General features: G+C 58.2%; 23 protein-coding genes. 21 read left to right on the forward strand and 2 right to left on the reverse strand.

Annotation, left to right across the window (positions count from 1 at the left end):
* The first annotated feature begins 12 nt into the window (after nt 1-12).
* A complete protein-coding gene (locus RBR52_RS08100; RefSeq protein WP_320376814.1) occupies nt 13-1,041 on the forward strand; it encodes a glycosyltransferase family 1 protein in 1,029 nt (342 codons plus the stop codon).
* 4 nt (nt 1,042-1,045) lie between these two features.
* Entirely contained in the window at nt 1,046-1,465 is a 420-nt protein-coding gene (locus tag RBR52_RS08105) for a diacylglycerol kinase (RefSeq protein WP_320376698.1), read from the forward strand.
* Between the two features lie 161 nt (nt 1,466-1,626).
* Here RBR52_RS08105 and RBR52_RS08110 read toward each other — a convergent pair whose 3' ends face one another.
* Nucleotides 1,627-1,941, reverse strand: a complete 315-nt coding sequence (locus RBR52_RS08110; protein ID WP_320376699.1) for a DUF3817 domain-containing protein — start codon at nt 1,939-1,941, stop codon at nt 1,627-1,629.
* A 268-nt stretch (nt 1,942-2,209) separates the two neighbouring features.
* Here RBR52_RS08110 and gspE point away from each other — a divergent pair, with 268 nt between their 5' ends.
* The 11 genes from gspE (at nt 2,210) to RBR52_RS08165 (ending at nt 11,644) form a co-directional block, all read left to right on the forward strand.
* The gene (gene gspE / locus RBR52_RS08115; protein WP_320376700.1) at nt 2,210-3,898 is read left to right on the forward strand and encodes a type II secretion system ATPase GspE; all 1,689 of its coding nucleotides are present in this window, start codon (nt 2,210-2,212) and stop codon (nt 3,896-3,898) included.
* A gap of 3 nt (nt 3,899-3,901) precedes the next feature.
* Nucleotides 3,902-5,134, forward strand: a complete 1,233-nt coding sequence (locus RBR52_RS08120; protein ID WP_320376701.1) for a type II secretion system F family protein — start codon at nt 3,902-3,904, stop codon at nt 5,132-5,134.
* Nucleotides 5,135-5,166: 32 nt separating this feature from the next.
* Nucleotides 5,167-5,601, forward strand: a complete 435-nt coding sequence (gene gspG, locus RBR52_RS08125; RefSeq protein ID WP_320376702.1) for a type II secretion system major pseudopilin GspG — start codon at nt 5,167-5,169, stop codon at nt 5,599-5,601.
* Nucleotides 5,598-6,044, forward strand: a complete 447-nt coding sequence (locus tag RBR52_RS08130) for a GspH/FimT family pseudopilin (protein ID WP_320376815.1) — start codon at nt 5,598-5,600, stop codon at nt 6,042-6,044. The genes gspG and RBR52_RS08130 overlap by 4 nt, the downstream gene beginning before the upstream one ends.
* A 25-nt stretch (nt 6,045-6,069) precedes the next feature.
* Nucleotides 6,070-6,438, forward strand: a complete 369-nt coding sequence (locus tag RBR52_RS08135) for a hypothetical protein (RefSeq protein ID WP_320376703.1) — start codon at nt 6,070-6,072, stop codon at nt 6,436-6,438.
* Nucleotides 6,435-7,112, forward strand: coding sequence for a prepilin-type N-terminal cleavage/methylation domain-containing protein (locus RBR52_RS08140; RefSeq protein ID WP_320376704.1), 678 nt, complete (start codon nt 6,435-6,437; stop codon nt 7,110-7,112). Before RBR52_RS08135 ends, RBR52_RS08140 begins: the two co-directional genes overlap by 4 nt.
* Nucleotides 7,109-8,023, forward strand: coding sequence for a type II secretion system protein GspK (locus RBR52_RS08145; protein ID WP_320376705.1), 915 nt, complete (start codon nt 7,109-7,111; stop codon nt 8,021-8,023). The genes RBR52_RS08140 and RBR52_RS08145 overlap by 4 nt, the downstream gene beginning before the upstream one ends.
* Nucleotides 8,024-8,117: 94 nt before the next feature.
* Nucleotides 8,118-9,428 carry a PilN domain-containing protein gene (locus RBR52_RS08150; RefSeq protein ID WP_320376706.1) on the forward strand — a complete coding sequence of 437 codons (1,311 nt, stop codon included), beginning with the start codon at nt 8,118-8,120 and terminating at the stop codon, nt 9,426-9,428.
* Complete coding sequence (gspM, locus tag RBR52_RS08155) at nt 9,425-10,015, forward strand: type II secretion system protein GspM (protein WP_320376707.1); 591 nt, start codon at nt 9,425-9,427, stop codon at nt 10,013-10,015. Before RBR52_RS08150 ends, gspM begins: the two co-directional genes overlap by 4 nt.
* Nucleotides 10,012-10,713: a hypothetical protein gene (locus tag RBR52_RS08160; protein WP_320376708.1), complete on the forward strand. Its 702-nt coding sequence runs from the start codon at nt 10,012-10,014 to the stop codon at nt 10,711-10,713. Before gspM ends, RBR52_RS08160 begins: the two co-directional genes overlap by 4 nt.
* 7 nt (nt 10,714-10,720) lie before the next feature.
* Nucleotides 10,721-11,644, forward strand: a complete 924-nt coding sequence (locus RBR52_RS08165) for a class I SAM-dependent methyltransferase (protein WP_320376709.1) — start codon at nt 10,721-10,723, stop codon at nt 11,642-11,644.
* A gap of 17 nt (nt 11,645-11,661) precedes the next feature.
* On the opposite strand, the gene RBR52_RS08170 is transcribed toward RBR52_RS08165, so the two are convergent.
* The gene (locus tag RBR52_RS08170) at nt 11,662-14,700 is read right to left on the reverse strand and encodes a tetratricopeptide repeat protein (RefSeq protein ID WP_320376710.1); all 3,039 of its coding nucleotides are present in this window, start codon (nt 14,698-14,700) and stop codon (nt 11,662-11,664) included.
* Nucleotides 14,701-15,282: 582 nt separating this feature from the next.
* Here RBR52_RS08170 and gspD point away from each other — a divergent pair.
* The 8 genes from gspD to RBR52_RS08210 all read left to right on the forward strand — a co-directional run bounded on the left by gspD (nt 15,283) and on the right by RBR52_RS08210 (nt 26,151).
* On the forward strand, nt 15,283-17,481 hold the full coding sequence (gene gspD, locus RBR52_RS08175) for a type II secretion system secretin GspD (RefSeq protein ID WP_320376711.1): 2,199 nt from the start codon (nt 15,283-15,285) through the stop codon (nt 17,479-17,481).
* Nucleotides 17,482-17,900: 419 nt separating this feature from the next.
* Nucleotides 17,901-18,848, forward strand: a complete 948-nt coding sequence (locus RBR52_RS08180; RefSeq protein ID WP_320376712.1) for a hypothetical protein — start codon at nt 17,901-17,903, stop codon at nt 18,846-18,848.
* Between the two features lie 148 nt (nt 18,849-18,996).
* Nucleotides 18,997-20,757 carry a sialidase family protein gene (locus tag RBR52_RS08185; RefSeq protein WP_320376713.1) on the forward strand — a complete coding sequence of 587 codons (1,761 nt, stop codon included), beginning with the start codon at nt 18,997-18,999 and terminating at the stop codon, nt 20,755-20,757.
* Nucleotides 20,758-20,877: 120 nt separating this feature from the next.
* Entirely contained in the window at nt 20,878-21,606 is a 729-nt protein-coding gene (locus tag RBR52_RS08190; RefSeq protein ID WP_320376714.1) for an ABC transporter permease, read from the forward strand.
* A 39-nt stretch (nt 21,607-21,645) separates the two neighbouring features.
* The gene (locus tag RBR52_RS08195) at nt 21,646-22,899 is read left to right on the forward strand and encodes an ABC transporter ATP-binding protein (protein ID WP_320376715.1); all 1,254 of its coding nucleotides are present in this window, start codon (nt 21,646-21,648) and stop codon (nt 22,897-22,899) included.
* A complete protein-coding gene (locus RBR52_RS08200; RefSeq protein ID WP_320376716.1) occupies nt 22,896-24,323 on the forward strand; it encodes a GNAT family N-acetyltransferase in 1,428 nt (475 codons plus the stop codon). Before RBR52_RS08195 ends, RBR52_RS08200 begins: the two co-directional genes overlap by 4 nt.
* A 9-nt stretch (nt 24,324-24,332) precedes the next feature.
* Complete coding sequence (locus RBR52_RS08205) at nt 24,333-25,505, forward strand: glycosyltransferase family 4 protein (RefSeq protein WP_320376717.1); 1,173 nt, start codon at nt 24,333-24,335, stop codon at nt 25,503-25,505.
* Nucleotides 25,477-26,151 carry a PIG-L family deacetylase gene (locus RBR52_RS08210; RefSeq protein WP_320376718.1) on the forward strand — a complete coding sequence of 225 codons (675 nt, stop codon included), beginning with the start codon at nt 25,477-25,479 and terminating at the stop codon, nt 26,149-26,151. The genes RBR52_RS08205 and RBR52_RS08210 overlap by 29 nt, the downstream gene beginning before the upstream one ends.
* Nucleotides 26,152-26,173: the final 22 nt, after the last annotated feature.

Below are 26,173 nucleotides of genomic sequence, written 5' to 3' on the forward strand. Positions count from 1 at the left end.
GGTACGCCGCCGCTGCGCATCCTCATCGTCACCGATGCCTGGGAGCCGCAGATCAACGGCGTGGTGCGCACCCTCAAGACCACCATCGGCCAGTTGCGCGACATGGGGCAAGTCGTCGACGTGGTCGAGCCGAACAGCTTTCGCACCATCGCCTGTCCGACGTACCCCGAAATCCGGCTCAGCCTGAGGCCGCATGGTCGCATCATGCAGCGGGTCACCGAATTCATGCCCGACGTGATCCATGTGGCTACCGAAGGGCCGCTGGGGCATGCCGCGCGCCGTATCGCGCTGCGCCTGGACATTGCGCTGACCACGGCCTATCACACCCGTTTTCCCGAATACGTCCAGGCCCGCTTTCGCGTCCCGCTGGGCTGGACTTACGCCTATCTGCGGCGCTTCCACAACGCGGGCCGCGCCGTGCTGGCTCCCACCCAGGTGGTGCAGCGCGACTTGCAGCAGCATGGCTTTCGCAATGTGCGGCTGTGGTCGCGCGGGGTCGATCACCGCATCTTTTACCCGCGCGAAGGCGAGCGGCTGGAGGGCAAGCCGCCCATCTTTCTGTACGTCGGCCGGGTGGCGGTGGAGAAGAACATCGACGCCTTTTTGCAGCTCGACCTGCCGGGTACCAAATGGGTGGTCGGCGAGGGGCCCGAACTCGAGCGCATCCGCAAGCAGTACCCCGAGGTGCGTTACCTCGGCGTGCTCACGCAGGACGAGCTGGCCAGGGTGTATTCCGGCGCCGATGTGTTCGTGTTTCCGAGCAAGACCGACACCTTCGGCCTGGTGTTGATCGAGGCCATGGCCTGTGGTTGCCCGGTAGCCGCCTTTCCCGTGACCGGCCCGCTGGATGTGATCGGCGACAGCCCGGCCGGGGCGCTCGACAACGACCTCAAGGCCGCCTGCCTGCGCGCCCTGCAGATTCCGCGCAGCGTGGCGCTGGCGCATGCCCGCAAGTTCACCTGGGAAGCGGCCTCGCGGCAGTTTCTCGAACATCTGCGCAAGGCGGTGCGCGAGAGCGACGCGACGCAAGCTGCGAGCTGAACCAATGGCCCAGCAGCGCGAGCGCGCGCCCCTGCCCAAACCGGAGGCTGCGCCCAATCCCTACAAGGCTCGCACCGGGCTGTCGCGCGTGTATCACGCGGGCATCAACTCGATCAGCGGCCTGCGTTCGGCGTGGAAAACCGAGTCGGCGTTTCGCCAGGAGCTCACGCTGGCCCTCATCATGCTGCCGCTGGCGCTGTGGCTCGGGCGCACCTGGACGGAACGCGCGGTGCTTGTGGGCAGCGTGCTGCTGGTGCTCATCGTCGAGCTGCTCAACACCGCCATCGAGTACACCGTCGATCGCGTCTCGCTGGAGCGGCACGAACTGAGCAAGACCGCCAAAGACCTGGGCAGTGCCGCCGTGCTGCTCACCCTGCTGCTGTGCGCTTTGATCTGGACCGCAGTGCTGCTGCCGCGAGTTTGACGCTAGTTTTACTAAGTTATAAATCAATCCATTATCGATACCTGGCGGCCTCCAATCTGGCCATATGGCATGGCGATCTGGCCAGATCGATCGGGGAGCGCCGGGAGCAGCGCCCAATCCGCAGCGCCATCAACTTGTATCCCAATGAACAACCGGGGTGGTCAGACCGCAGCCGCAGGCTCGGCTTCAAGCTGGCGACGCATCATGCGATGCGACCACAGCCCGCCAAACGGAATCAGCGAAGCAAGAAACACCCCGAGGCTGCGCAGGGGCGAGAGCTGCCCGCGCGACAGCGTCACCCCCAGCGCAATCGTGGCCCAGATGAACAGCGCGCCGTGAATCGGCCCGATGATCTTCACCCCCAATGGCCAGTCGGCCGCGTATTTCAGCGGCACGGCCAGCAGCACCAGGGCGATGAGCGACGAACCTTCGACCAGCGCCATGACGCTGAGATGATGAAGCGGGGACTTGAACATTCAGGCAACTCCGGCGAAACGTCTCGCTACGAGACGGATGCGCGAAATGCTATGTCCCGAAAAATCCCCTGCGGCGCGAATGCGGCTGGGCGACGCCAGAGGAATTGCCCGAGCGCAACTCCTGCATCAGCGGCTGGCGTCTTGGGTACCTGCCGCGTCGATGCGCAGGCTTCGGTGCAGGCGTCGGCAATTTGGGCCTATCGATATGGGTAGCCTCGGGGCGGGCTGCTATAGTCTTCTGTTACCTTTGAATTGGGGCAGGTTTTTCGTGAAACAGCGTCTTGGCGAGATTCTGATTGAGCAGGGCAAAGTCGATCAGTCCCAGGTCGATCGAGCTTTGCGTTTGCAGCAAGAAGACCGATCAGGACGCATCGGGGAAATTCTGCTGCGGCTTGGCCTGGTGACCGAGGTGGACGTTGCTCAAGCCCTCTCCATCCAGAGTGCGATACCGCTGGCCAAGGCCACGGACTATCCAGAGTTGCCCTTGTTCACTCAGGCGCTGTCGCAGAGATACCTGCGTGAAGCTCATGCGCTTCCTTTGAGTGATGATGGCAAGCGCATGGCAGTTGCTGTTGCGGATCCGTTCGACGGGTTCCTGAAGGAGTCGCTGGGATTGGCCACGGGCCGCTCAGTCGATTTCGTTCTGGCCACACCCGGCGAATTGCAGGCAGCGTTCGACCGGCTTTACGGCACCGGCAAATCGTCGATGGATCAGATCGTCGGCGATATCGAAACGCTGGAAGACGACACCGGAAACGAAGATCTCCAGCAGTTGAAGGACCTGGCGAGCGAAGCTCCGGTCATCCGGTTGGTCAGTCTGATCATCAGCCGGGCGATGGAATCGCGTGCTTCCGACATCCATGTCGAGCCTTTCGAGAGCCGGCTCATCGTGCGCTACCGTATCGACGGCGTTCTGCATGAAGTCGAGTCGCCGCCGCGCAGATTGTCTGCGGCGGTCATTTCGCGTATCAAAATCATGGCGAGTCTGGACATCGCCGAACGCCGCCTGCCACAGGACGGGCGCATCAAGCTGCGCATCCACGGCAAAGAGGCGGATTTGCGTGTTTCCACAGTGCCCACGCTCTATGGAGAAAGCGTGGTGATGCGGATCCTGGACAAATCCTCCACACTGCTGGATTTCACGCGCCTGGGGTTTGACGATCACAACCTCCCGAAATTCAAGTCGGCCCTGATGCAGCCGCACGGCATTCTGCTGGTGACGGGCCCGACCGGCAGCGGCAAAACCACCACGCTCTATACCGCACTGCAAACCATCAATCAGCCCGATCTGAAAATTCTCACGGTCGAAGACCCTGTGGAATATCAGATGGATGGAATCAACCAGATTCAGGTCAAGCCGCAAATCGGCCTGACTTTCGCCAATGCGCTGCGCTCTATCGTTCGACAGGACCCGGACGTCATCATGGTGGGGGAAATCCGCGATTTGGAAACCGCGCAGATCGCCATCCAGTCCGCCCTGACGGGGCATATGGTGCTGTCGACCCTCCACACCAACGATGCGGCAAGCACCATCAACCGCTTGCTCGATATGGGGGTGGAAGACTATCTGCTCACCTCGACGATCGTCGGCATACAGGCGCAGCGCCTGGTGCGCAACCTGTGCACGGCTTGTCGACAACCCTACACGCCTACGCCCGAACTGCTCGATGAAATCGGCTTGAGGCGCTACCTCCCGGAGCAAGGGGCGATCCTTTATCACCCCCAAGGATGTGAACTTTGCGGCGGCACGGGCTTCACAGGCAGAAGCTGTATCGTCGAAGTCCTGTTGATGGACGATACGGTGCGGCAAAAGGTGATGACGCATGCCACCTCTGGGGAAATCCGCCGGGTCGCGGTGGCGCAGGGCATGGAAACCATGTATGAAAACGGCTTGCGCAAAGTGGCGGCTGGCCTGACCACTCTGGAGGAGGTCCTGCGTGCCACGCGCGAGGAGTGAGATTTGCCTATTTATGCCTATAAAGCGGTAACCGGCGCGGGTGAGGTCGTCGAAGGCACGATGGACGCCCGCAGCGACGCCATCGTGATCGAACGCCTGCAGAGCAGCGGCCATCTGCCGATTCGTGTTTCTGAAACGGGCGCCGAAACCGGTGCACAAACGGCTGCGAAGTCATCGGGCGGGCTGTTCCAGAGCAAGCGCGTCAAGCGCGAAGAAATCATGGAGTTCACCCGCGAATTGGCCACGCTGCTGCGCGCCGGATTGCCGCTGGATCGGTGCCTCGACATCATGAGCGGCATGGCATCGCGCGCTCCGGTCGCTGAACTGATCGTCAGCATCCAGGCCGAAGTGCGCGGCGGCGCTCCGCTGTCGGCCGCCCTGGAAAAGCACAAGAACGTGTTTGACCGCTTCTACCTCAACATGATCCGCGCTGGCGAGGCAGGTGGCGCTCTGGACGTGGTCTTGTTCCGCTTGACCGATTTCATGGAGCGCGCCAAGGAATTGCGCGAAACCGTGACCTCGGCCATGATCTATCCCATCATTCTGGCCTGCGTCTCGGTGCTGTCCGTCCTGCTGCTGCTCATGTTCGTCGTGCCGCAGTTCACGCAGATGTTCGATCAGGCGGGCAAATCCTTGCCCGTTCCCACGCAGATCGTGATCGCCGCCGGGAATTTCGTGCGTGGCGACTGGTGGGTGATTCTGATCGGAGCCGTGGCTATCGTTTGGCTGATGCGCAGGCAACTGAGCAACCCGGTCAGTCGTCTGCGCTGGGATCGCTGGTTTCTGGGCTTGCCCTTGTTCGGCGAAATGATTCTCAAGCTGGACGTCGCCCGGCTGACCCGCACCTTGGGCACCCTGCTGGAAAACGGCGTCACCCTGCTCTCGGGTCTGTCCATTGCCAAGGAGACGGTCGGCAACGCCGTTCTACGCGAGAGTCTCGATCAGGTGACGGCCAATTTGCGCGAAGGCAAGGGGTTGGGCAAGCCGCTCATGCAGACGGGCTTGTTTCCCAAACTGGCGGTTCACATGGTGATGGTCGGCGAGGAGACCGGGCGCCTGCAGGAACTGTTGATCCAGGTGGCCAATGTCTATGATCGCGAGGCGCAGACCACCATCAAGCGCCTTTTGGCGCTGATGGAGCCCATTCTCATTCTTTCTTTGGGGCTGATGATCGGTGGCATCATCATGTCGATTCTGTTGGCCATTCTCAGCGTCAACAATCTTGCATTCAGTTGATTTTTTCGGCTGATCTCTCACAGGAGTTCTCCATGTTTTTAGCCAAACAACGCCAAGCAGCGCGAATGCGCGGCCTGACGCTGATCGAATTGCTCGTCGTCCTGGTCATTCTGGGTTTGCTCGCAGGTCTGGTCGCGCCGCGTGTCATTCACTACCTCTCCACCTCCAAGACCGAGACGGCGCATCTTCAGATCAAGCATTTCGAGGCCGCGCTCGATCTTTACCGGCTCGACGTCGGCGGCTACCCCAACACCCAGCAAGGTCTGCAAGCGCTGATCAAAGACCCCTCGGGCGTGACCAATTGGCACGGCCCCTACCTCAAGAGCCCAGACATCCCGAAAGATCCCTGGGGTCACCCCTTCATCTACACCAGCCCGGGCAAGCACGGCGCCTACGACATCGAGTCTTATGGTGCGGACGGACAGCCCGGTGGCACCGGTGAAAACGAGGACGTGAAAAGTTGGTGATCGCGCGGCGCCGCGCCGCTGGCTTCACGTTGCTCGAGTTGCTGGTCGTGCTGGTTTTGATGGCCTTCATGACCGGGCTGGCCATTCCGCTGATTTCCTCGGGTACGCCCGGCGCCCAGATCAAGGCCGCATCCAGGGAACTTCTGGCCGGTCTGAGACAGGCGCGCGAACAGGCCATCGTCACCCGGCAACCCACGGCGTTGACCATCGATGTGGATGACCGCAAATTCCAGATATCGCGGCATAAAACCGCTTTTCAGTTGCCCGGGAAACTGCAGATCGGCCTGTTCGTCGCCGAGGTCGAGGACAACGGCAAACGAGGCTCGTTCATTTTTTATCCCGACGGCAGTTCCACCGGAGGCAAGGTCACTGTCACGCTCGATGGCCAAACCAACCGTATTGATGTCGACTGGCTCACCGGCGTGGCTCGGCTTCAGGAATAGGATGAATGTGAACACCCCGAGATCCGTGAGCGGATTTTCCCTGCTCGAAGTGCTCGTCGCCTTCGCCATTCTGGCCCTGACGCTCGGGGTGCTGCTCAACATTTTCTCCGGCGGTCTGCGCAACCTCGGCGATGGCCAGCACTACACCCGCGCCGTGCTCGATGCGCAGTCCCGGCTGGCCGAGATCGGCGTATCGCGCCCCTTGACGGCGGGCGACCAGTCGGGCGACATCGACGATGTTTACCGTTGGTCGGCGCGCGTCACTCCGCTGGCCATGGCGCCTGGGGGCTTGGCGACGCTCTACCAGGTCGATCTCACGGTCAAATGGGGCGAAGGCGCTGCCACGCGCTCGGTCGTCTTGCAGACCCTCAAGATCGGCCCATCGACCACATGATGCGCAAGACTCGCCGTCCCCAGCATGGTCTGACCCTGCTCGAAATGATGATCGCCATGCTGTTGCTGAGCATGCTGCTCATGCTGCTGTTCGGCGGGCTGCGGCTCGCCTCCAGCAGTTGGGATCGCGGCAGCGCCTTCACCGACCACGTGTCGCAGATGCAACTGGTCGAGGATTTCATGCGGCGTGAAATCTCCCAGGCCGTCGCCTACCGCCTCAAGCAAGACCCGCAAGATCCCAAGGCCGTGCTGCTCGGCTATCAAGGCAGCGCCAAGCGCCTGCGTTTTGTCGCCCTCATGCCCCAGGCGGCAGTCAAGGGCGGCCTGTATGTGCTGACCTTTGGCCTGTCGCAGCAGGAGAATGGTCGGCAGGCCCTGACCCTGTGGCGCGAGCCGGTCGATGCGGACGGACTCGCCCACGAGCAGCCCTCGACTGATGAATCCTCCGCGTATGCACCGGTCATTCTGGCGCGCCACGTGGCGCATCTGGCGTTTTCCTATTACGGGGTGCCATTCGGCAGCAATCAACCGGCTTCCTGGCTTGCGGACTGGCCAGACAACAGCAATGCCCCCCAGCTCATCCGCATGAACATTGTGTTCGATGACGGCCAGACCTGGCCCGATCTGGTCGTGGCGCCGCGTGTGGATATGGCCGCAGCGGCAAGTGTGCGATGAAAGTCGGCGCGACGATTTCCGCCCCGGTCGCCCAGCGCGGCATCGCCCTGATCCTCGTGCTCTGGGTCTTGGTGCTGCTCACCATCATCGCTGGCAGTTTCGCCTACAGCGTGCATACCAGCACGCAGATGGCCGCGAACGCCATTGAGACGGCCAAGGCGCGAGAGCTGGCCGACGGCGGGGTGATGAAAGGCGTTTTCGAACTCCTCAGCGCGCAGAACCTGCCGACAGCCTGGAAAGCCAATGGACAGACGCACCGCATGCAGATCGAAGGCCACGATATCGCCGTGACCCTCACCGACGAATCCGGCAAGATCGACCTGAACGGCGCGCCGCCCGCCCTGCTGACGTCCCTGCTGCAGTCGGTCGGCGTGGATGCCGACCGTGCCGCCCAGCTCGCGCTCACCATCGTCAGTTGGCGCGCACCACAGCCCGCAGGCGCCGGCTTGCAGCCTCAGCTTGGCGCCGTGGCTGCGCACGGTCCTTTTCGCAACATCGAAGCGTTGCAACAAGTGCCCGGCATCACGCCGCAACTCTTTCGCCGTCTTGCCCCCTTGGTGACGGTCTTCACCGGCTTGCCCGGTGTCAACACCATGCTCGCCCCCGAGTCCGTGCTGCGCGCCCTTCCAGGCGTGAGCCCGGAGCTCGCCAATGCCTACGCCCAGCAGCGAGCCGCGCTATGGCAAGGCGGGCAGGCCGTGCCGCCGCTGACGCAGGCCGGGAGCTATAACGTCGCGGCGCTTTCTGGCTTCGTGGGCGTGCTCGCCCAGGTCAGTCTGTCTGACGGAGCGGGGTATGCCCGCGAGGCCGTGGTGCGCATCACCGGTCAGCCCGGCCACCCCTACCAGATCCTTTCATGGCGCGAGGCTTATCCGCCAACGTCTGAGGCGCAGGCCGATTCGTCAGGCTGACCCGGTTTCAAACCCAGCGATCCAATACACTTTGCCCCTTGGACTTTGCCCCTTTGCGGGCAAGGCCTTGCCCCACGCATCAAGCAGATCCCCGATGGCAATCACCTCCCCACGTTCGGCCGACATCCGGCAAACGCTTTCCATGCAATGGCGCGCCTTCCTCGACTGGTGGGGTTCGGAGTTGGCCGCGCTGTTGCCCGCCTCATGGCGCTCGGGCGCAACCGACCCCTTCGAGAGCTGCCTGAGCAGCGTCGAAGATGGAGTGTTCTCGGTCCGCCGCCATCAGGGTGGGCGTTGGGTCGAGGTCGCTCGCAAAACCCTGGAAGGAAGCGACTTTCGTGCGCAACAACAGGCTGTCGCCGCCGTGCTCAAGGCGGCGCATCTCCACTCTGACCAGCCCTATCTTCTGGCGCTGCCGCCGCGTCAAGTGTTGCGCAAGGAGATCGCCCTGCCGCTTGCGGCCGAGGAAAATCTGCGCACCGTCATTCAGTACGAAATCGATCACTACACCCCGTTTCGGGCCGAGCAGGTGTATTTCGACTACCGCTTGCTTCACCGCGACGCTGCGCTGGGCAAGCTCACCGTGTTGCTTGGCGTCGTGCCGCGCGGCGTGGTCGACCAGGCTTTGCAGCACCTGCACAACCTGGGCTTGAAGCCCGCGGCCGCCATCACCCTTGACGACCTCGTGCCGAATGTGCCGCCACTGAACTTCCTGCCCGATACCGCGCGCCCAAAACGCAATCTTCGTCTCAGCAAAAGCAATCTCGCCCTTCTGTCCTTGGTCATCCTGCTCGGCATCGCGGCCATCCTGTTGCCCATCTGGATCAAACGCGAGGCATCGATCCAGCTCATTCCGGTCGTGACCCAGGCCGACCGGGCCACACAAAAAGTCGAGCAACTGCGCGACAGGGTTCAGGCCGAGCAGCAGATCTACAACCTGCTCAGCGAAAAAAAGCGCACCCAGCCCTCCGCCCTGTTGCTGCTCGATGAACTCACCCGCCTGCTGCCCAAAGACACCTGGGTGCAGCAGCTCAACCTCAATGGCAACACCCTGCAGATCCAGGGCGACACCGGTTCCGCCTCCAAGCTCATCGGTCTGATCGAAAATTCCCGCGTGCTCAGCGGCGCCAACTTCACCGCTCCGCTGACCAAAGGCGCTGGCGAAAACACCGAGCATTTCCAGCTCAGCATGCAGGTCGATACCACTTCCCTCGTGCCCAGCGAAGCGCAACTCAAAGCGCAGCCCGCGCAAACGCCGCTGCCTCAGCGCGCCGCGTCACAGCCCGCCAAGCCCCAGGCGCCAGCCAGTTCCGCCGCCTCGGCGCCCACTACGGCAGCGAGCGCTGCCAGGCCTTCCGCTGCCAGCGCACCCAAGCCGGTTTCCGCTGCATCGAATCCCAAATGAATCTCACCCTGACCCCCATGACGCCCGGGCAAAGCCGCGCCCTGGCCGTGCTCCTGCTGCTGGCCGTCTTGTGCGCAGTTGCTGCCGCCATCGCCATTCCCGCCCTGCAGTTGAACGCCCGCTATCAGTCCGCCATCGATCAACGCGTCGATCGCCTGACCCGCGAGCAGCGCATCATTTCCATGGCGCCCAAACTGCAGCAGCAGATGCTCGAACTCCAGCGTCTCAACCCCTCTCGGTTCTACCTGCGCAACCCCAACCCTGTTCTTGCCGCAGCCGAGATCCAGGAAAACGCCAAGCGTTTGATCGACGCCAATGGCGGCAAGCTTCTCAGTATGAACATCCTCCCCCCCAAGGATGAAGACCCACTCACCCGCGTCGGCATCAACGTGCAGCTCACCGGCGGGCTCGACGGCGTGGAAAAGCTGCTCTACCAGCTCGAAACCGCTACGCCCTATCTATTCATCAACAACCTCAGCATCCGCGCCATCAACGCCTATCTTCCCCGCAACAGCGCTGTGCCCCCCTTGCAACTGCAGGTGCAGTTCGACCTCACCGGCTATGTGCGTAAAAAGGAGGCAGCATGAGTGCGCTGCATTTCACCGGACAAAAGCAACTGAGCGCCACCCTGCTCGTCATGGCCGCTGCCTTGGTGTCCCTCCTGATCTATGAAGGGCAGCAGGGCGTCGCGCTGCGAGACAGCGTGCTGGCGCTCAACACCCGCCAGGCCGCCACCCCGCCCGCCTTGAACCTCCAGGCGCCCTTTCAACTGCGCCCACTGGCCAGTTATGCACAGATCACCGAACAACCGCTGTTCGTCTCCTCCCGCACCCCTGCCGAATCCAAAGTGGCTGCAGCAGCTCCTCCGCCCGAGTCGTTCCAGCTCACCGGCATTGCTCAATCCGCCCAAGAATCCGTCGTGCTCTTGCGCAACACCAAAACCGGCAAAACCGAGCGCCTGAAAACAGGAGAAAAAGCCAAGGACGGCCTGGCGCTGGATTCCGTCAAATCAAATGGCGCGACCCTCGATCAGAACGGACAGAAAGTCACGCTCGATCTCGATGTCGCCTTGAGCGGCAACCGTGTGGCGACTCCGCCGCTACCACCCCGGCCAACTTCGACAGGTTCCGCCGCCAAAGCGGCCGTTACACCGCCGCAAAACTCAGCGCGGGCAAGCGCTGGTCCAGCCCAGCCCGCGGTCGATCCAGGCCTGGAACAACTCAATCTGCAGCGAGCGAAAATGGGACTGGCTCCCTGCACACCCGATGGAAAGTGCCCACCTTGAGAGTCAAATGAACCGAATCGAAAAAGTCATCAAGTACATTGACAAAAAAATGAAGGGCATTGAAATTGCCCCGTGGCATACGCCACTCGCCCCCAAGCGCGACGGCTGGAACTGCTTATCACTCGATTTGTTTTCGCTCGATGAACTGCGGCAAAAAAATCAAAACGACGAAAATTTGTCGAATGATCTCATTGAAAATATAGAAGAGGTGGATGTTGTAGGGTCGGCTTCGGATATTGAAGAGCTGATTGCTGCGCGCGATGGACTGGGTACTTTTGATTACATCATTTCCTCGCATAATTTTGAGCATTTACCCAACCCGATCAAGTTCTTGCAGGGCGCAGCCAAGGTGCTGAAGGAAAACGGTATCTTATCGATGGCCATTCCCGATAAGCGGGGTTGTTTTGATTATTTTCGCCCGCATTCTATTACCGCAGATTTCCTGGCCGCTTATGCAGAAGATAGGGTGATGCCTACTGTGACGCAGATTTTTGCGCATGGCTCGCTGAATGCGAGGTATGGCTCAAATCTGGCTTTTTTGCAGACTGGCAATCCCAGGGGGGTTCAGGTGGATAAAAATCTGATGCTTCACTATAAAAATTGGGTGGAGAGGTCAAAAAATAAACCGACAGAATGTGCAGATACTCACTGCCATGTTTTTACGCCTTCTTCATTTTATTTGATCATGATTGAGTTGCAATTTCTCGGACTCATGCCATTTCATGTCATCGAAATCGAGCAGACGGGAGGAGTTGAGTTTTATGTGCACATGAGAAAAATGCCTCAGTCTTTCAAACCGCCGGAGGATCAGTTCTATTTGTTCAGGCAGCAGCTTTTGCATCAGATTGGCAACGAGTTGGCTTTCAATTCAATTCTAGGGTTCGATTGCAGGGCTCAGGTTACGCACAAAAATAATGAAATCAAAAATTAAATGTAGATCATCCTATATCAGTTTCCCCATTTTTTGAGATACAGTTGCGCTTTTTTTCTCCAATGTGTGCTGAAAAAGCTACCTTGGCTTTGGTGGGTGAGTTCAATCGGCCATGTGCCTAGCCTTAGTCCGGCTTTTCGTGCTGATCGACAAAAATCGATGTCATATAAATGAAAATCGAATTTCGGGTCGAACCGAACTTTTTTGGGCTGTAGGCGCGATTTTTGTGTGACCAGAAACACGCCGTCGAGCAGTTCGCAGGGGGCGGGCATGCCACCAAAGTAAGACGTGGCCCCATAGGGTTCCTTGCCATGCGCAATACGCCCGGTGAAATTGATGCGCTGGTCAGATTTCAGATTATCATCTAAGTGTCCCCATCCTACCTGCCCCGGCAGCCTTCTCTTGTTGCCCGCTACACCCCACACATCAAAATGTACCAGCCCTTCCCGGAGTATTTTTGTCAGGCCGCCGAGTTCATCCAGCCATACATCGTCGTGCATGAAAACGAGAATATCGCCATCATCGGCCGCTTCGATGGCTGCATTGAAAATTTCTGGTAGGCCGCGCCGGTTTGCAAAGGCGATCTGAGGTTTGATGCGTGCATCTCTCTCCAAATGGTAAGGCAGTGATCGCCCCAGCGCAGATTCCGCCCAGAATTCGGCCTCGGTCTTTTGTGTGGCGCTCACGACGCGCACAGTCCCTTGAAAATCGCTGTCCAGAGGATAATCAGGCCAACGAATGGGACGAGGTGCGGGATTCTGAAGGTGGCGTTCCCACATCTGCGTCATGGCCTGCGTGAAATGCCGGGCGAAACGGTCGGCATCGAATAGCGGGGAGGCTAGCACCTGTTGCCGCAGGGCCGGGCGCAACTGGGCGAGTTCGTCGATTTTGCCAGCCCAAGCCACCGCCTTGGCGATGTATTCCTCTTTGCTATAGGCCACCCAGTTGGGCAAGCCGGCATTCATCAGCAGGCCAAGACCTTGCCTGCCGATGAGCGTTTGTCCTGCCAGGGTCAATACGGGCACGCCCATCCAGAGGCTCTCGACCGTGGTAGTGCCTCCAGTGTAAGGAAATGGGTCTAGGCTGATGTCGATGCGATTGAAGCACGCGAGATAGTCTTCGCGACTGCTTTCCCCCTCTAGAATGAGCCGATTTGCGCTGATGCCCTGTGCTTGAAATTTCGCCATCAACTCGGCCTGCAACTCGGGGTCTGCGAGATGGCGTGTTTTCAAAAAAAGCGTGCTATGGGGCAATTGCAGCAGAATTTTTGACCATGTTTCAATCACCTCATCGTTTAATTTGAGATATTGATTGAAACAGCCGAAGAAAGGCGCGCTTCTTGTGCCGCTGGGGGTTCTTTGGGGGGCGATGTCGAATTCCGGGGGAGTAAAACAGAGTCGGGTTTCGGGAAGCGGCCACAATGCCTCGCTGAAAAATTCGGCCGCTTGATCCGCCTGACTCCAGGGATCACACAACAGATAGTCGATCTCATTTACGCCCGTGGTGGCAAAATAACCTAGCCAAGTGACCTGCACAGGAGCAGGGCGCCGTGCAAAAACCGCAAGGCGATTTGCGCCCGTATGCCCCGCAAGATCGATCAATATGTGGATGTCATCATGATGAATGAGTTCCGCCGCCTCTTGGTCCGTCAAGGAATTGATGGCGCGCCAGGCCGCCGAGCTGGCCTGTATTCTCTCGCTTACACTATCGACGGTCGTGCTGTTGCTGTAGATGAAGACCTTGATTTTGTCGTGATGCCTTTGATGGATGGCAGAAAGCACGGCATCCATGAAATGGCCGACCGGGTGATTGTGAAGATCTGCGGACACAAAACCAATGTTCAGGGATACGTCTTCCGTGTTTTTATATTGGAAATCGGTGAGCCGCATTCTACTCAAACGAGCGCCGAATCTTCTAAGTTCATTTTCTCGCTGCTCATTGGAATCGCACCCTGAACTAGCGAAAACGTAGAAAAGATTGCTATGGCTTGTGAGGCTGTTGGGTTCTCGCCATAAGGCATCCCTATACAGCTTCTCAGCTTGCGAGAAATCGCCTGAGGCAAAAAAAAGATTGGCGAGTGAAAAGAGAAATTCTGCCTTTTCAGGGTGCTGCCTGTGCAGCCTTGAGAGAAGAGGCATGGCCTTGTGCACTTGGCCGCTTCTTTCATAAAGATTGGCCAAGCCCAGATTGAATAAAGGATTGTCAGGGTGGAGTGCCTGGCCTTTTTGATAAAGAAGCGCCGCTCGATCTGCCTCCTCCTTTCTGGTGGACAAAAGATTGGCCAACTTCAGCAGGGCGTGGGCATTCTCAGGGCTGGATTCAAGTACATTTTGGTAATAAGCAATGGCCTTGTCGTTGTCGCCCTGTTTTTGGTGCGCCTCAGCGAGACCCAACAGGGCTGGTACGCGATTGGCGCCGCTGTCCAGAATTTCTTTGTAGAGGGTGATGGCCTGATCGTATTGACCGTTTTTGGTCAATAAGTCCGCCAACTCCATGCCCGCGATATGCGATCGCGTTTTTTCCCAAAGGTCTTGGTAAATTTCAAAGGCTTCATCCTTGTCGCCCTGAGTGAGCCCTTGGGTGAGCAATAAGGCCGCGAGATTTCTTCGGTTGATGAAGGATGATGGAGCGATGGAGATCGCAGTTCGGTAAAGCTGCTCCGCCTCTTTCAATCGACCGGCGGATTGCAGCAGCGAGCCGTAGCTGGCGTAGGCATCCAGGGTCTCAGGCCATCGTTTGATGAGTTGGATATAAATCTTTTGGGCATCGAATAGCTCCTTGAGGTCTTGATGAACCCGTGCCAGGTGGAATAGCGGAAGAACTTCATTGGGCGCTAGGGCCACGACCCGCTGCAATAAGGGTTTGGCCTCTTTCTGACGGCCGGTATGAATCAGTGCCAGGGCGTACTGATGCAGCGTTGGGGCGTGGTTGGGGTTTTTTTTCAGAAAAATACGGGCCGCGTGGATGACGTGCGGATAGTTTTTGCCGTTGAAAGCCGCGTTGATTTCGGCGAGCAGGAGTTGGTCTTTGCTGGGGTTGAAAGGCGTTGTCGTCATGTCGGTGCGTGTCAGGGCGTCGAGATCAACGGTGAAGGAGGTTGATTCAGAGGGGCAGACAAGCCGCATGGGATACGGGTGTCATTGTCTCTGCGAGGTTACGGCGTCAAGAGGTACGGCGTCATGAGCCCATCAGACCGCACGGCAAGATGCCCCCGCAAGAAGTCTTGCGATATTGTGCCTGCGCGCAAGGGCTGCAACGCCAGCGGCTTAGGCTGCCGCTCGTGTGGCTGCACTCAGTCGGCTGGCGGCGGCGCACGGTCGGCAAGGTGCCGTTTGGAGGCACGCTGTCCCAGGGGGATTGGGTCCTGGCGTCCGGGATTGACCGATAATGCCATGCTTTGACTTCGGGTCACACGGCAGCGTCACAGCGCATCTCCAGCGGCACTGCCCGAGCGATGCGAATTCACCACTATGGTTCCCCCGCCTGCACACCAGGGTGGTGCCTTAGTCGTCATTCAATCTAGGAATGCACCAAAAATGAGCGTTCAACGTCAACACACCCTCCGCCCGCTGGCAGCACTCATCAGTGCCGCCTTGGTCTTGGGGGGGTGCGCCACGCCCCCGCCCAACCGGCCCCTGATGCCCGATATTTCTTCTCTGCCCAGCCCGTTTCCGTCTGCCAGCGCGCCGCAGGCGACGGCGTCGGCTGCTTACGCGGCGGGCACCTCCAGTAGCGCCGCATCAGAAAAGAAGGCCAACGAAGACAAATCCAAGTCCTACCTCTATCCGGGCACCGGGCAATTCGTCAGACAACCCGCGGCGGTGCAACCCACGCACACCTCCACCGCCCAAGGCACCACCCTCAACCTCGAAGGCGCCGACATCCGCGAGGTCGCGCACGTCATCCTGGGCGACATCCTCAAGGTCAACTACGTGGTCGACCCCAGGGTGCAGGGCAATATCACCATTCGCACCAGCAGCCCCATTCCCAAGGATGCGCTCGTGTCCACCCTCGACACCGCCCTGCGCATGAACGGCGCCGCGCTGGTGCACGACCCGCGAGAAAATCTCTACAAGGTCGTGCCCCTGACGGTTGCCATCAAGGGCTCGGTCGATCCGCAAGTGGGCGGGGCCAACATTCCGCTGCGCCCCGGCTTCAGCGTGCTGGCCGTGCCGCTGAAATACATCGGCGCGGCCGACATGGCCAAGATCCTCCAGCCCCTCACGCCCGATGGTGGCATCGTGCGCATCGACCCCGTGCGCAACCTGCTCATCCTGGCCGGCGGCCAGGGCGAACTGCGGCACATGCTCGACACCATCGACATGTTCGATGTCGACTGGATGGCCGGCATGTCGGTGGGCATCTACAAGCTCGCCAATATGGACGTCAAGAGCGCCGAGCCTGCGGTGGAAAAACTCTTTGGCGACAAGGCCAACAACCCGCTCGCCGGGCTGGTGCGCGTCATTCCGCTGGAGCAACTCAACGCCTTCATGGTGGTCACCTCGCAGCCCGCCTACCTCGAAAAAGCCAAGACCTGGATCCATCGCATCGACCAGGCCGGTTACGGCGGCACCCAGCTTTTCGTCTATCCCGTCAAGAATGGCAATGCCGTCAAGCTCGCTGCGGTGCTCAGCTCGCTGTATTCCTCCAAAGCGCCAGCCGCATCGAACGGTGCCGCCTCGGTCGCGCCGGGGTTGACGGGCAGCAGTATTTTCACCAACACCACCATAGGCGGTCAGACCTCCCCGCTGGGCGCACCGACAACAGGGGCGACAAACACCACCACGGCCGGTCTGGGCAGCGGCCTCAGCATGCCGGGGCTGACTGCGAGCCAGGCCAATCAGGGCAACGCCATCACCACCGGCGGCGACCAGAACGTCACCCTCAAATCCGAAGGCGGCGTCAAGATCATCGCCGACAAAGACAACAACTCCCTGCTCATCCTCGCCACCGCGCAGGAGTACGAAAAAATCGAGGCCGCGCTGCGTCGGCTCGACTCCAGCCCGCGCCAGGTGCTCATCCAGGTCACCATCGCCCAGATCACCCTCAACAACAATATGCAGTACGGGCTCGAGTGGTTTTTCAACAGCAACAACGGCACCGTCAACGGCCAGCTCGTCAGCAACCTCGGCTCGGCAGGGGGTCCCATTCCCTCCACGCCCACCACCCTGGCCAATGGCTTTTCCATCTACAAGCTTGGGGATGCGGGTGACATCCGCGTACTGTTCAACGCCCTGGCGCAAGACTCCGATCTCAAGATTCTCTCCACTCCGCAGTTGATGGTCACCGACAACCAGACCGCGCAAATCCAGATCGGCGACCAGATTCCCACCCTGGGTCCGGTACAGACCACCACCACGGGCGTCATCACCAGCGTCAACTACATCAACACCGGCGTACAGCTCACCGTCACGCCGCGCATCAACGCCGGCGGCCTGGTGTCGATGGACATTTCTCAGGCCGTCAGCACCCCCGGCTCCACCACCACCTCGGCCATCAATTCCCCCACCATCAGCCAGCGCTCCATCCAGACCCATGTGGCCGTGCAGTCGGGCAAGACGCTCGTGCTCGGCGGCCTCATCCAGGACCAGGATGGCGGCGGCAACACCGGCCTGCCCTACCTCTCGCGCATCCCCGTGCTGGGCGCACTATTCGGCACCCAGAGCGTCACCAAGGTGCGCACCGAACTCGTCGTGCTCATCACCCCGCGGGTCATCAACAACCCCGAAGAGGCCACCGATGTCACGCAGGAATACCGCAAGCGGGTGGATGAACTCAAGCAGCAGATCGAGGGCGCCATGCCCAAAGCCACCGCCGCTGAGCCCATCAAGCCCTAGCCAAGTCGGGCAAGCGAGGCGAGAGCGTTAAAAAAAAACAACAACCGCCCTTGGAAGTGTTCTAACCCTGGCCTCGACACTCGCGCCTGTGGCTATACTCTGCCACGTTACATAAGCCCGGTTTCATACAGGGTAGATGCAACGCTTGGCACACTACTTGCAGGGTCGGAGTGTCAAATCAACAAGAGGGAGGCAACAAGAGTCAGAAACGGCAAGGCCCTTCAGGTCTGGCCGCACAAGGGGGAAAGGCAGAGGTCACTTGCCAATGCATCATTCCCCCAACATCTGCACTCCGTACGGCACAAACACTTGACGATTTGTCTTCTTTGCATGCTAGTATCGTTTTCAGCGCAGTGATCGCAACAATTGAGTCATCACCGCTATCTGTGTTTTCAACCCGTTCTGAAAGGAAGTTCTCAATGAACAACATCAAATTCAAGAAAAGCCTGATGGCCGCTGCTGCTGGTGCCGTGCTGGCCACCGTGGGCATGTCCGCCGCCAACGCCAACTCGCTGCTGTTCCCCTATTGGAGCACCAACAACGGTGCCCAAAGCGCGCTGAGCCTGAGCACCGACGGTTCGGTCGGTACGGCTCGTACCCTCCACTTTGTTTACAACTATGGCCCGTCTTGCACCCATTACGACCTGGATGGCTCCATGACCGGCAACGATCTGCTGCAGCAGTCGGTGGCTGCGCCGAGCGCCGGTGGTTTTGGTCTGGTGGTGCCCAGCGATACGTCGACCCCGGCCTACTTCCCGCTCGCCAACCAAACCGGCTTTCTGGTCGTGACCGACAAGACGTCAAGCAGCACTGCCGCCATCTCCGGCGACATGGCCATCGTCGACCCCAGCACGGGCTTGGTTGCTGCTTATGCTGCGACTTCGAATGCTCTCGATACTTTGACTGCTGCCAACGAGGGTGACTTCTCTGCTATTACCAACACCAGCTACAGTCTGAGCTTCTATCCCCAATCGATCGTGACCACCTCGTGGTATTCCATCATGATGGGTAACATGAACGCGGCCATCTCGGGTGGCCGTGACTGGACGGGGACCGCTACCGTGTCGAACAGTACCGGTGGTACTGGCGGTGTTTACAACAACGACGAAGCGTTCTTCTCGGGTACCAACTCCAAGACCCTCACCTGCGCAGGAAGCGTAAAGCCGACCGATCTGATGACCACTGCGCAAGCAGCAGCGGTCGGACCCAATGGCGGCTTGATCCAAGCGGGCTGGACTCCCGTGGCGCCGAATGGTACCACCATTCTGGACACGACCTCCGGCGTGCTGATGTACAAGATGCAACTGGTGAGCCCGTCTGTGGGCGGCGTGTTCGGCGGCAAGCAGTTCATGTTCCAACAGCAGTAAAGTGCCAAGCCCGTCTGATGCCGACGGGTTTGCGCCTTCTCAAAGGCCCCGCTCGATGCGGGGCCTTTTTTATGGATTTGAAGGAGCAGGAACTTCCGACCTTCAGGTCTCTCTCATAAAGTTTGTTGCGCATCAAGCCACTCCTTTCATGAAGCCACTCTTCTCTCTCTTGGCCGCGTTTTTCGTCCTCGCTTTGACTTCCTGCTCTGCGCTGCAACCCCATGACGGCCCCAAGCCGGTTGTTCAAATCAGCAGCCTGCAAACCGGCACGATAGAAACCTATCCCGCCGTCATGCCACTCTCCGATGGCCAGAATGCCCTGCTGTATGACAACAAAGAGGGCCGAGTGACTTTTCAGATCGGTGAACACAAGATCCTGCTGGATGAAAAAGCCCCGGTGCAGGGCGGCAACTGGTTTCAGTTGCACGAGCACAAGGGCCGCATTTACGCCAGTTGGTGGTCGCACCAGAACGCCAAGAATCTCTACATCACCAGCAGCGTCGATGGCGGCAAAACCTTCGGCCCCGTGGCGATTGTGAACGACAACCACGGCGTGCTCCCGCCCTACACCTTGTCCTTTGGCGCAGACGGTGTGGTGATGGCCACCTACTCCGATGAGCGCACACCCAAGTATGAGGTGTATTTCAACCGCTCCACCGACAACGGCTTGACCTGGCAGCGCCCTGACGTCCGCCTCGATGAGATGCCTGCCGGTGCGGATCTCAGCTTCGCCGTCGAGCCTCGCACCCTTCAAATTGGCAAAGAGCTGTTCGCCTTCTGGGATGACAGCAACACCATCATGTCCGGTTATGCCGTGCATCGCGTGCTGATGCGCACCACAAGAGATGAGGGCAAAACCTGGTCGACGGTGCATGAGCTTTATCGTTCGAGCAACCAGATCAGCTCCCTTCAAACCTTGGCGGTTGGCAACAAAATCATCCTTGCCTTCGATGATTACCACCATGGCATCAAGTCCCTGGTTTCTCCCGACGCGGGCAAAACCTGGCTGCCAGCCTCTACCCTCGAAGGAACCGAAACGACCACCAACAGCGGCATCACCCTTGCCACGGATGGCCAGTTCGTCTATGCGGCATGGAATTCACAACAACAGGGAAGAAAAACACAAATCGATGTGGGTCGCGTCGATCTGACCAAAGGCGACTGGATCGGTACTGCCCAGCGAGTGGACGTCAAGGCCTTCAACAACACCGACTCTGGTTTGCCGACGATAGCGGCCTTTCAAAACGGACCGGTCGTAGTGGCATGGGTGGACTTCCGCGATATTCGGCCGAATATCTATGTGTCCATGTCGGTCGATCATGGCGCTGCTTGGTCCAAGCCAGAGGCTATCAGCGCCCCCGGAAAAAAGAACCTCGGACTGCCGAAGTTGTATAACACCGGCAACGGCATGGCGCTGAGTATGGATTCCTTTCCGTCTGACCGTCAGCTGGAGGGGGAATTCACGGTAGTCAACCTGGACCTGACCGCCAACAGCAAAGCCTTGCCTATTTATGTTCAGGTAAAACCCTACTCCGAGGAACAAAAACAAAAAATGCTCGATGAGCGGGTCAATGAACTGTGGAAGTTGAGGATGGAATCAAAATACGCCAAAACCTATGGTTTTTTTGACTTTGCCTACCGCGCCTTCATGCCAAAAAAAGACTTTGTGGAGAAATCTGGCAACATCAATTATTATAAATACGAAATTTTGAAGACAAAGATTGATGGAAACGTCGCAGAAGTCGAGCAGAAGGTAACTTACGATAGCAAACCGATCATGCTGCCTAATGGTAAGACCGTCGACGTAAAGAAGACCACTGTAGGTGTCAAGACGACATGGGTATGGGTTGGAGATAACTGGTATCTTGTCTATGCCCCCGCATTCGGGAAGCCGATCTTGAATTACTGATATATTTTCATTATATTTAATCATATACAGGCGCAAGAATATTGCGCCTGCTTTATTTTTTAAAGCAAATCCTTCATGCTCCAGAGATTCTTTGCGACGATGTGCAATCATCGGGAGCTCATGTTGCTGCTCATCCGGCGCGACATGGCTGCAAGAACGTCTGGAACCGTCCTTGGAAGTTTGTGGATGCTGGTGCAGCCGACTCTGCAGGTGGCGGCATTGTGGTTTTTGCTGGATATCGTGTTGAAAGTCCGGTTTCCTGGCATGGAAGGCGGTTTCGTGGGTTACTACCTGACCGGCATGCTGCCTTGGCTGATGATGAGCGAAATCATACAGCGCAGCCTCGGTGTGATGCCAGAATATGCGGCGCTGTATCAACGTTCCGTTTTTCCGCTTTTCCTCATCCCTCTGGTTCCGCTTCTGGTGAGCGGCGGAATCTATGTCAGCATCTTTTTCATTGTTGCTTTCCTGATTTCAGGCTGGGCGGGCGCTCTGGGCGCGCTGTTGCTGATGCTGGGTTTATTGTTGTGGTTGCTGCCGTTTTGTTATTTGCTGGCTGTGCTTGGATTATTTGTGCGCGATTTGCAGCAACTCGCACCTTTTGTTCTGACCATGTTGATGTATGTCACGCCGATCCTTTACGTGCCCTCCGCGTTGCCTCAGAGCATGACTTGGTGGTTGCAGGTCAATCCTTTTGCGCACCTGATGGCGCTGGCGCATGCCCTGGTGCAGGGGCAGGCATGGACTTGGTGGAACCTGGTGGTGCCTGGCGCGCTTTGGCTTGTCGTCTTGCTGCCAGCGCTCGCACTGTTTTATCGGGCGCAACCTCACATGCGTGAGGCGCTATAAAATTCATTTATATAAAGGCATTTATATTTCGGTGGCTGGATGATTGCGATTGATTTGAGAGGAGTCAGCAAGACTTATAGCCTTTATAAGCATGGTTTCGACCGATTGCTGGAAATTGCTTTCGCAAAAAAGCGCCATGTGGAATTTGTGGCCCTGCACACCCTTGATCTACAAATAGACGCCGGAGAGGTCATCGGGCTGGTCGGGATGAATGGGGCGGGCAAGAGTACGTTGCTTAAGTTGCTGGCACGCACTCTGGTTCCGACCACGGGCGAGTTGAATATCCATGGGAGAATTGCCGCTTTATTGGAATTGGGCACTGGTTTTCACCCGGAAATGACCGGACGCGAAAATGTCTATCTTGCGGCAGCAGTTTTGGGTATTGGCCGTACACGAATGGCCACGCTGTATGATGAAATTGTGGAGTTTTCAGGTTTGCACGATTTCATGGAGCAGCCCGTCAAGACCTACTCCTCAGGCATGTATGTGCGCCTGGCGTTCGCGGTTGCTACCTGCGTCGATCCTGATATTCTGATTGTGGATGAGGCGCTGTCCGTGGGTGATGGGGCTTTTGCCAGAAAGTCTTTCGACCGGATCATGGGTTTCAAGAAGGCTGGAAAAACCATTCTGTTTTGTTCCCATTCCTTATACCAGGTCGAGGCGATTTGCACGCGTGTGATCTGGGTTCATCAAGGCCGGGTCATGATGGATGGCGATCCTGCCCAGGTTGTTGCTGCATATAACGGGTTTCTGAATAGTCAAGGTCGTCAGCCGGGTGTTGACCTTCCAATTCAGGCGCCAGTCAGTGATTCACCTCTGCTGATCCCGGCCGGTCATGCAAGGCTGACCAAGGTGACGGCATGGGCTGACGGCAAGGCAGGGAAGGAATTGCAGTTGCATTCGGGATCCAGTGATTTGTGTATAGAGGCATCCTTTTCCTCCGATCCAGCCTTGCCAGCGCCGACACTGGCCTTTGCTTTGACAGGTGCCGATGGACGCTGGATTTGCAGCGCGGGAACTTTGAATGACGGCATTGCGCTGCAACGCACAGCAGAGGGCAACGGTCGTGTTTTGCTGACCTACCCCGCTTTGCCGTTGCTCAAGGGGGAATACTGGGTGCAGGCGTTTTTGCTTAGCGAGGATGGTGTTCATATTTACGATCAGGCCAGCGACATTGCCCGGATTTTGGTCACGCAAACGGGACTGGAACAAGGTATCGTGACATTGCCGCACCATTGGGCGGATGTCGCTGAAGGCGCTGTGCGTTCGACAACTTCGGCATTTGCGGCATGATCCTGCAGCAATCGCTTGGGGCCGCCGAAATGCAGAGGCCTGCGCCTGACACCTGTTTGGGTGAAGGTTTGGCTTACTTGCCCGCAGCACCTGGCCGCTTACTTTATTGGTCGCCTGTTCGTTCAGAGTTGGCGGCTGACTTACAAAGTCTGGGCTATCAGGTTTGTGTCGGGCTGACGACGCAGCTTTCTTCTGTGGGCCGTCAGGCGCGCCTCGGATGTGTGCCACCAGAAGATTGCGAATTCCCGCTCGCGGCAGTTTGGTTTGTTGAGCTGTCACCGGAGGTGAATGCCTTGGCCTGTTTGCAGTCCGCAGTGGCTTCCATAATGGCGGGTGGCAGGATTTTGCTGAGTTTTTCCGAAAGCCAGTATGCACGCCTCCCCAAATGGCGGGAGTATTGGATCACCATCGGTGCCAGACTGGGTTTGCAGTTGCTCGGCAAGACTGGGAAAATTCTGTGCCTGATTCGAACCGAGCAGGCACCTCGTTGGCAAATAAGGCTGGCCTCTGCGCAGGATATGCCTCATATCCAGTCCTTGTTCAAGGCTGTTTTTGACCAAGAGTTGAGCGAAGCCGCCTGGGACTGGAAATATGGGCAAGGCCGAGGCAATGCCATTCTGGCTTATCGGAATGGAGAGCTGGTCGCCCATTATGGCGCGATCTATCGTGACATCTGGATGGAAGGCGTGCGCAACTGGGCTTTGCAAGTGGTTGATGTCATGGTGCATCCAGGGCATCGCGGCGTCATGACCAAGCAGGGCGCTTTCTTTTTGATGACGGCCACTTGGGATGAACTCTATGGCCCTTTGGCTTTCGGTTTTCCTACTGCACGAAGTATGCAGCTCGGGCAGCGTCTGGGCATATATGCAGATGCGGGATCGATTGTCGAGTTGCGCTGGCCCGCCGGTACTCCTCGCCCGCGTTTGACGACACATCTGGTTTCTGTCGATCCGACAAACGCAACCCATCGCAGAAAGATTGAAGAATTATGGAAGGGCATGCGGCAAGATTTGATAGGGCGCGTGGTAGGTGAGCGTGGCTCCGATTGGCTTATGCACCGTTTTATAAATCATCCAAGCAAAAGATATGAAATACTTGCAGTCAGCCACAGATTGACCGGAACATGGGATGGAATAATTGTATGGCGCGAATCAGAGGGGCGAATTGAGATACTCGATCTGATAGCTCCATTGGCAAATATTTCAAATCTGATTGCTCATGCAAGGCGGATCTGCGCTTTGCGAGCTTGCAAGGATGTCTATTTGTGGATAGCCGCTGCGTCGACCGAATTGATCCCTGCAAAGAGCACATCGCTGCACACTACTGACATGCGCATACCTACAGACTGCTGGACTGGGGTATCCGATGCTTCTCGGTTGATCGATCGATGGTGGTTGGTCGGCGGAGATTCGGATTTTCGATAAAGCTTTCAGGTGAAATTGCTTATAGTCACGCGTGAGCGGCCTGGTGATGCTCGCTTTGGTCTTGGCAAGGTAGTGCGAAGAATCGCTGCTGAACTGCAAGACAGAGGCCACCAAGTCGCACTCATCAGTGCTGCGGACTGGACGGAACAAGACCATAAAAATCACGCCAAGACGACGCGCTTCTTGCAACGTCTCGGAGCGCCAGAAGCCTTGGCCAGCACGCTGGCTGAGCGTTGGGTGCAAGCGCGCCGTACGCGCCTATTGCTGCAGCGCGAAGGGTACACGCATCTCTGGTTCCAAGATCCTTGGCTGTCCGCAGCCTATTTGTTGCTGCGCCCCTTCAATCGTGCTCATCGTGAAATTCGCTGGGGGATTTCAGAGCATGGTTTGGGGACGTTTGCTCGTGCTGTGGCGCTAGATGGTTTGCTCATGCCGCAGCGTTGGCGTCAGATTTTGATATGGCTTGAGGCCAGAGGTTTGCGGCGGGCTGATTTTGTCCTGTTGCCCAGCAAGGCTGTTGAGGGTCAACTGCGCCATGAACTTCATCTGCACAGTACGCCGAAACATTGGGCTGTCTTGGGCTACGGTCGCCCCCCGGCTCCGATGATGTCGCGCGGAGATGCGAGGCGTGAGCTAGGCTGGGAAGCAGACGGGTTTTATGCGCTTGTGCTTGGGCGCACCGCGCCCGTCAAGCGAATCGACTTGATCTTGAACGCGTGTCACTTGGCACAGCGCGCGGGGGTAGAGGTACGTCTTGTCTTCGTTGGCGGCGGTCTTCATGCAGATCTGCAGCGCCTCGCTGCAGGCTTGTCTTCCCCGCCGATCTGTGTGGAGGTGGATGATCCTTCCCTCTACCTAGCGGCTGCAGACATCTATCTGAGTGCATGCGCGGTTGAATCATTCGGGTTTGCTAATTTAGAGGCGATAACTGCTGGATTGCCCTGCGTTGTCGCAGCAGGAGGTGGCGCCACAGAAGTCCTGCAGGACGGCGCTTGGCTCATAGAGCCAACTGCTGAGAATTTTGCAGAGGCGATCTGTCAGTTGTTTGTTCAGCCGAATTTGAGGACACGCTGGGCAGATGCGGCTCTTGCCCGCGCCGCATGTATTCCAAGCTGGGCGCAACTCTCGGCTCAATACGAAGTGCATATCGGAGGTGATTGTGCAAAGATTGGCGCCCCCTAAACAGTTTCCACTTGAGAGTTTCGCGCGTGTACTGGCGTTCATCCCGCATCCTGATGATGAGGCAATGGGTTGCGGCGGTTTGCTTCGCCGACTCGTTGATGCCGGACGTGAAGTCGAGCTTGTTCTGGTGAGCGATGGTTCCGGAGGACCAAATCACCCCACGAATCTGAAAGCGGAAAGACTCCCTGAATTTGCTCGCTCGTTGCATTTCCTCGGTTTGGATACCTATGACGCCTGGCTTTTGCCGGATGGTTGCCTGGAGCAGGAGTCGGAATTGAGTGAGCGCATCAATAAACGTATTGAAGACTCCGCACCCGATCTGATCGTTGCGCCATGGCCGGGAGACCTGCATCCTGACCATGCGGCAATCGGCCACGCGGTGGACTCCAGTTCTGCTGGCCGCAAGAGCAGCGTGGCATGGTTCGAAATCTGGTCGCCCTTGCCAGCAAGCCATGTTCTGGATATCACGGACCTCATGGATATCAAGCTTCAGGCACTCAAGGCGCATGAGACTGCGCTGCGCTTTGGCAATTATCTCGAAGCAATGATGGGGTTGTCCGCCTATCGCGGAATCAATCTGCCCTACCGAGGCACACCAAACTATGCGGAGGCCTACCTTTTGAGAGGCCCCAATCATTCTGGTTAAGAACGCTTGGCGCGCCTGCGAG

The sequence above is a fragment of the Thiomonas sp. genome (assembly GCF_034007205.1).
Classification (GTDB): Bacteria; Pseudomonadota; Gammaproteobacteria; order Burkholderiales; family Burkholderiaceae_C; genus Thiomonas.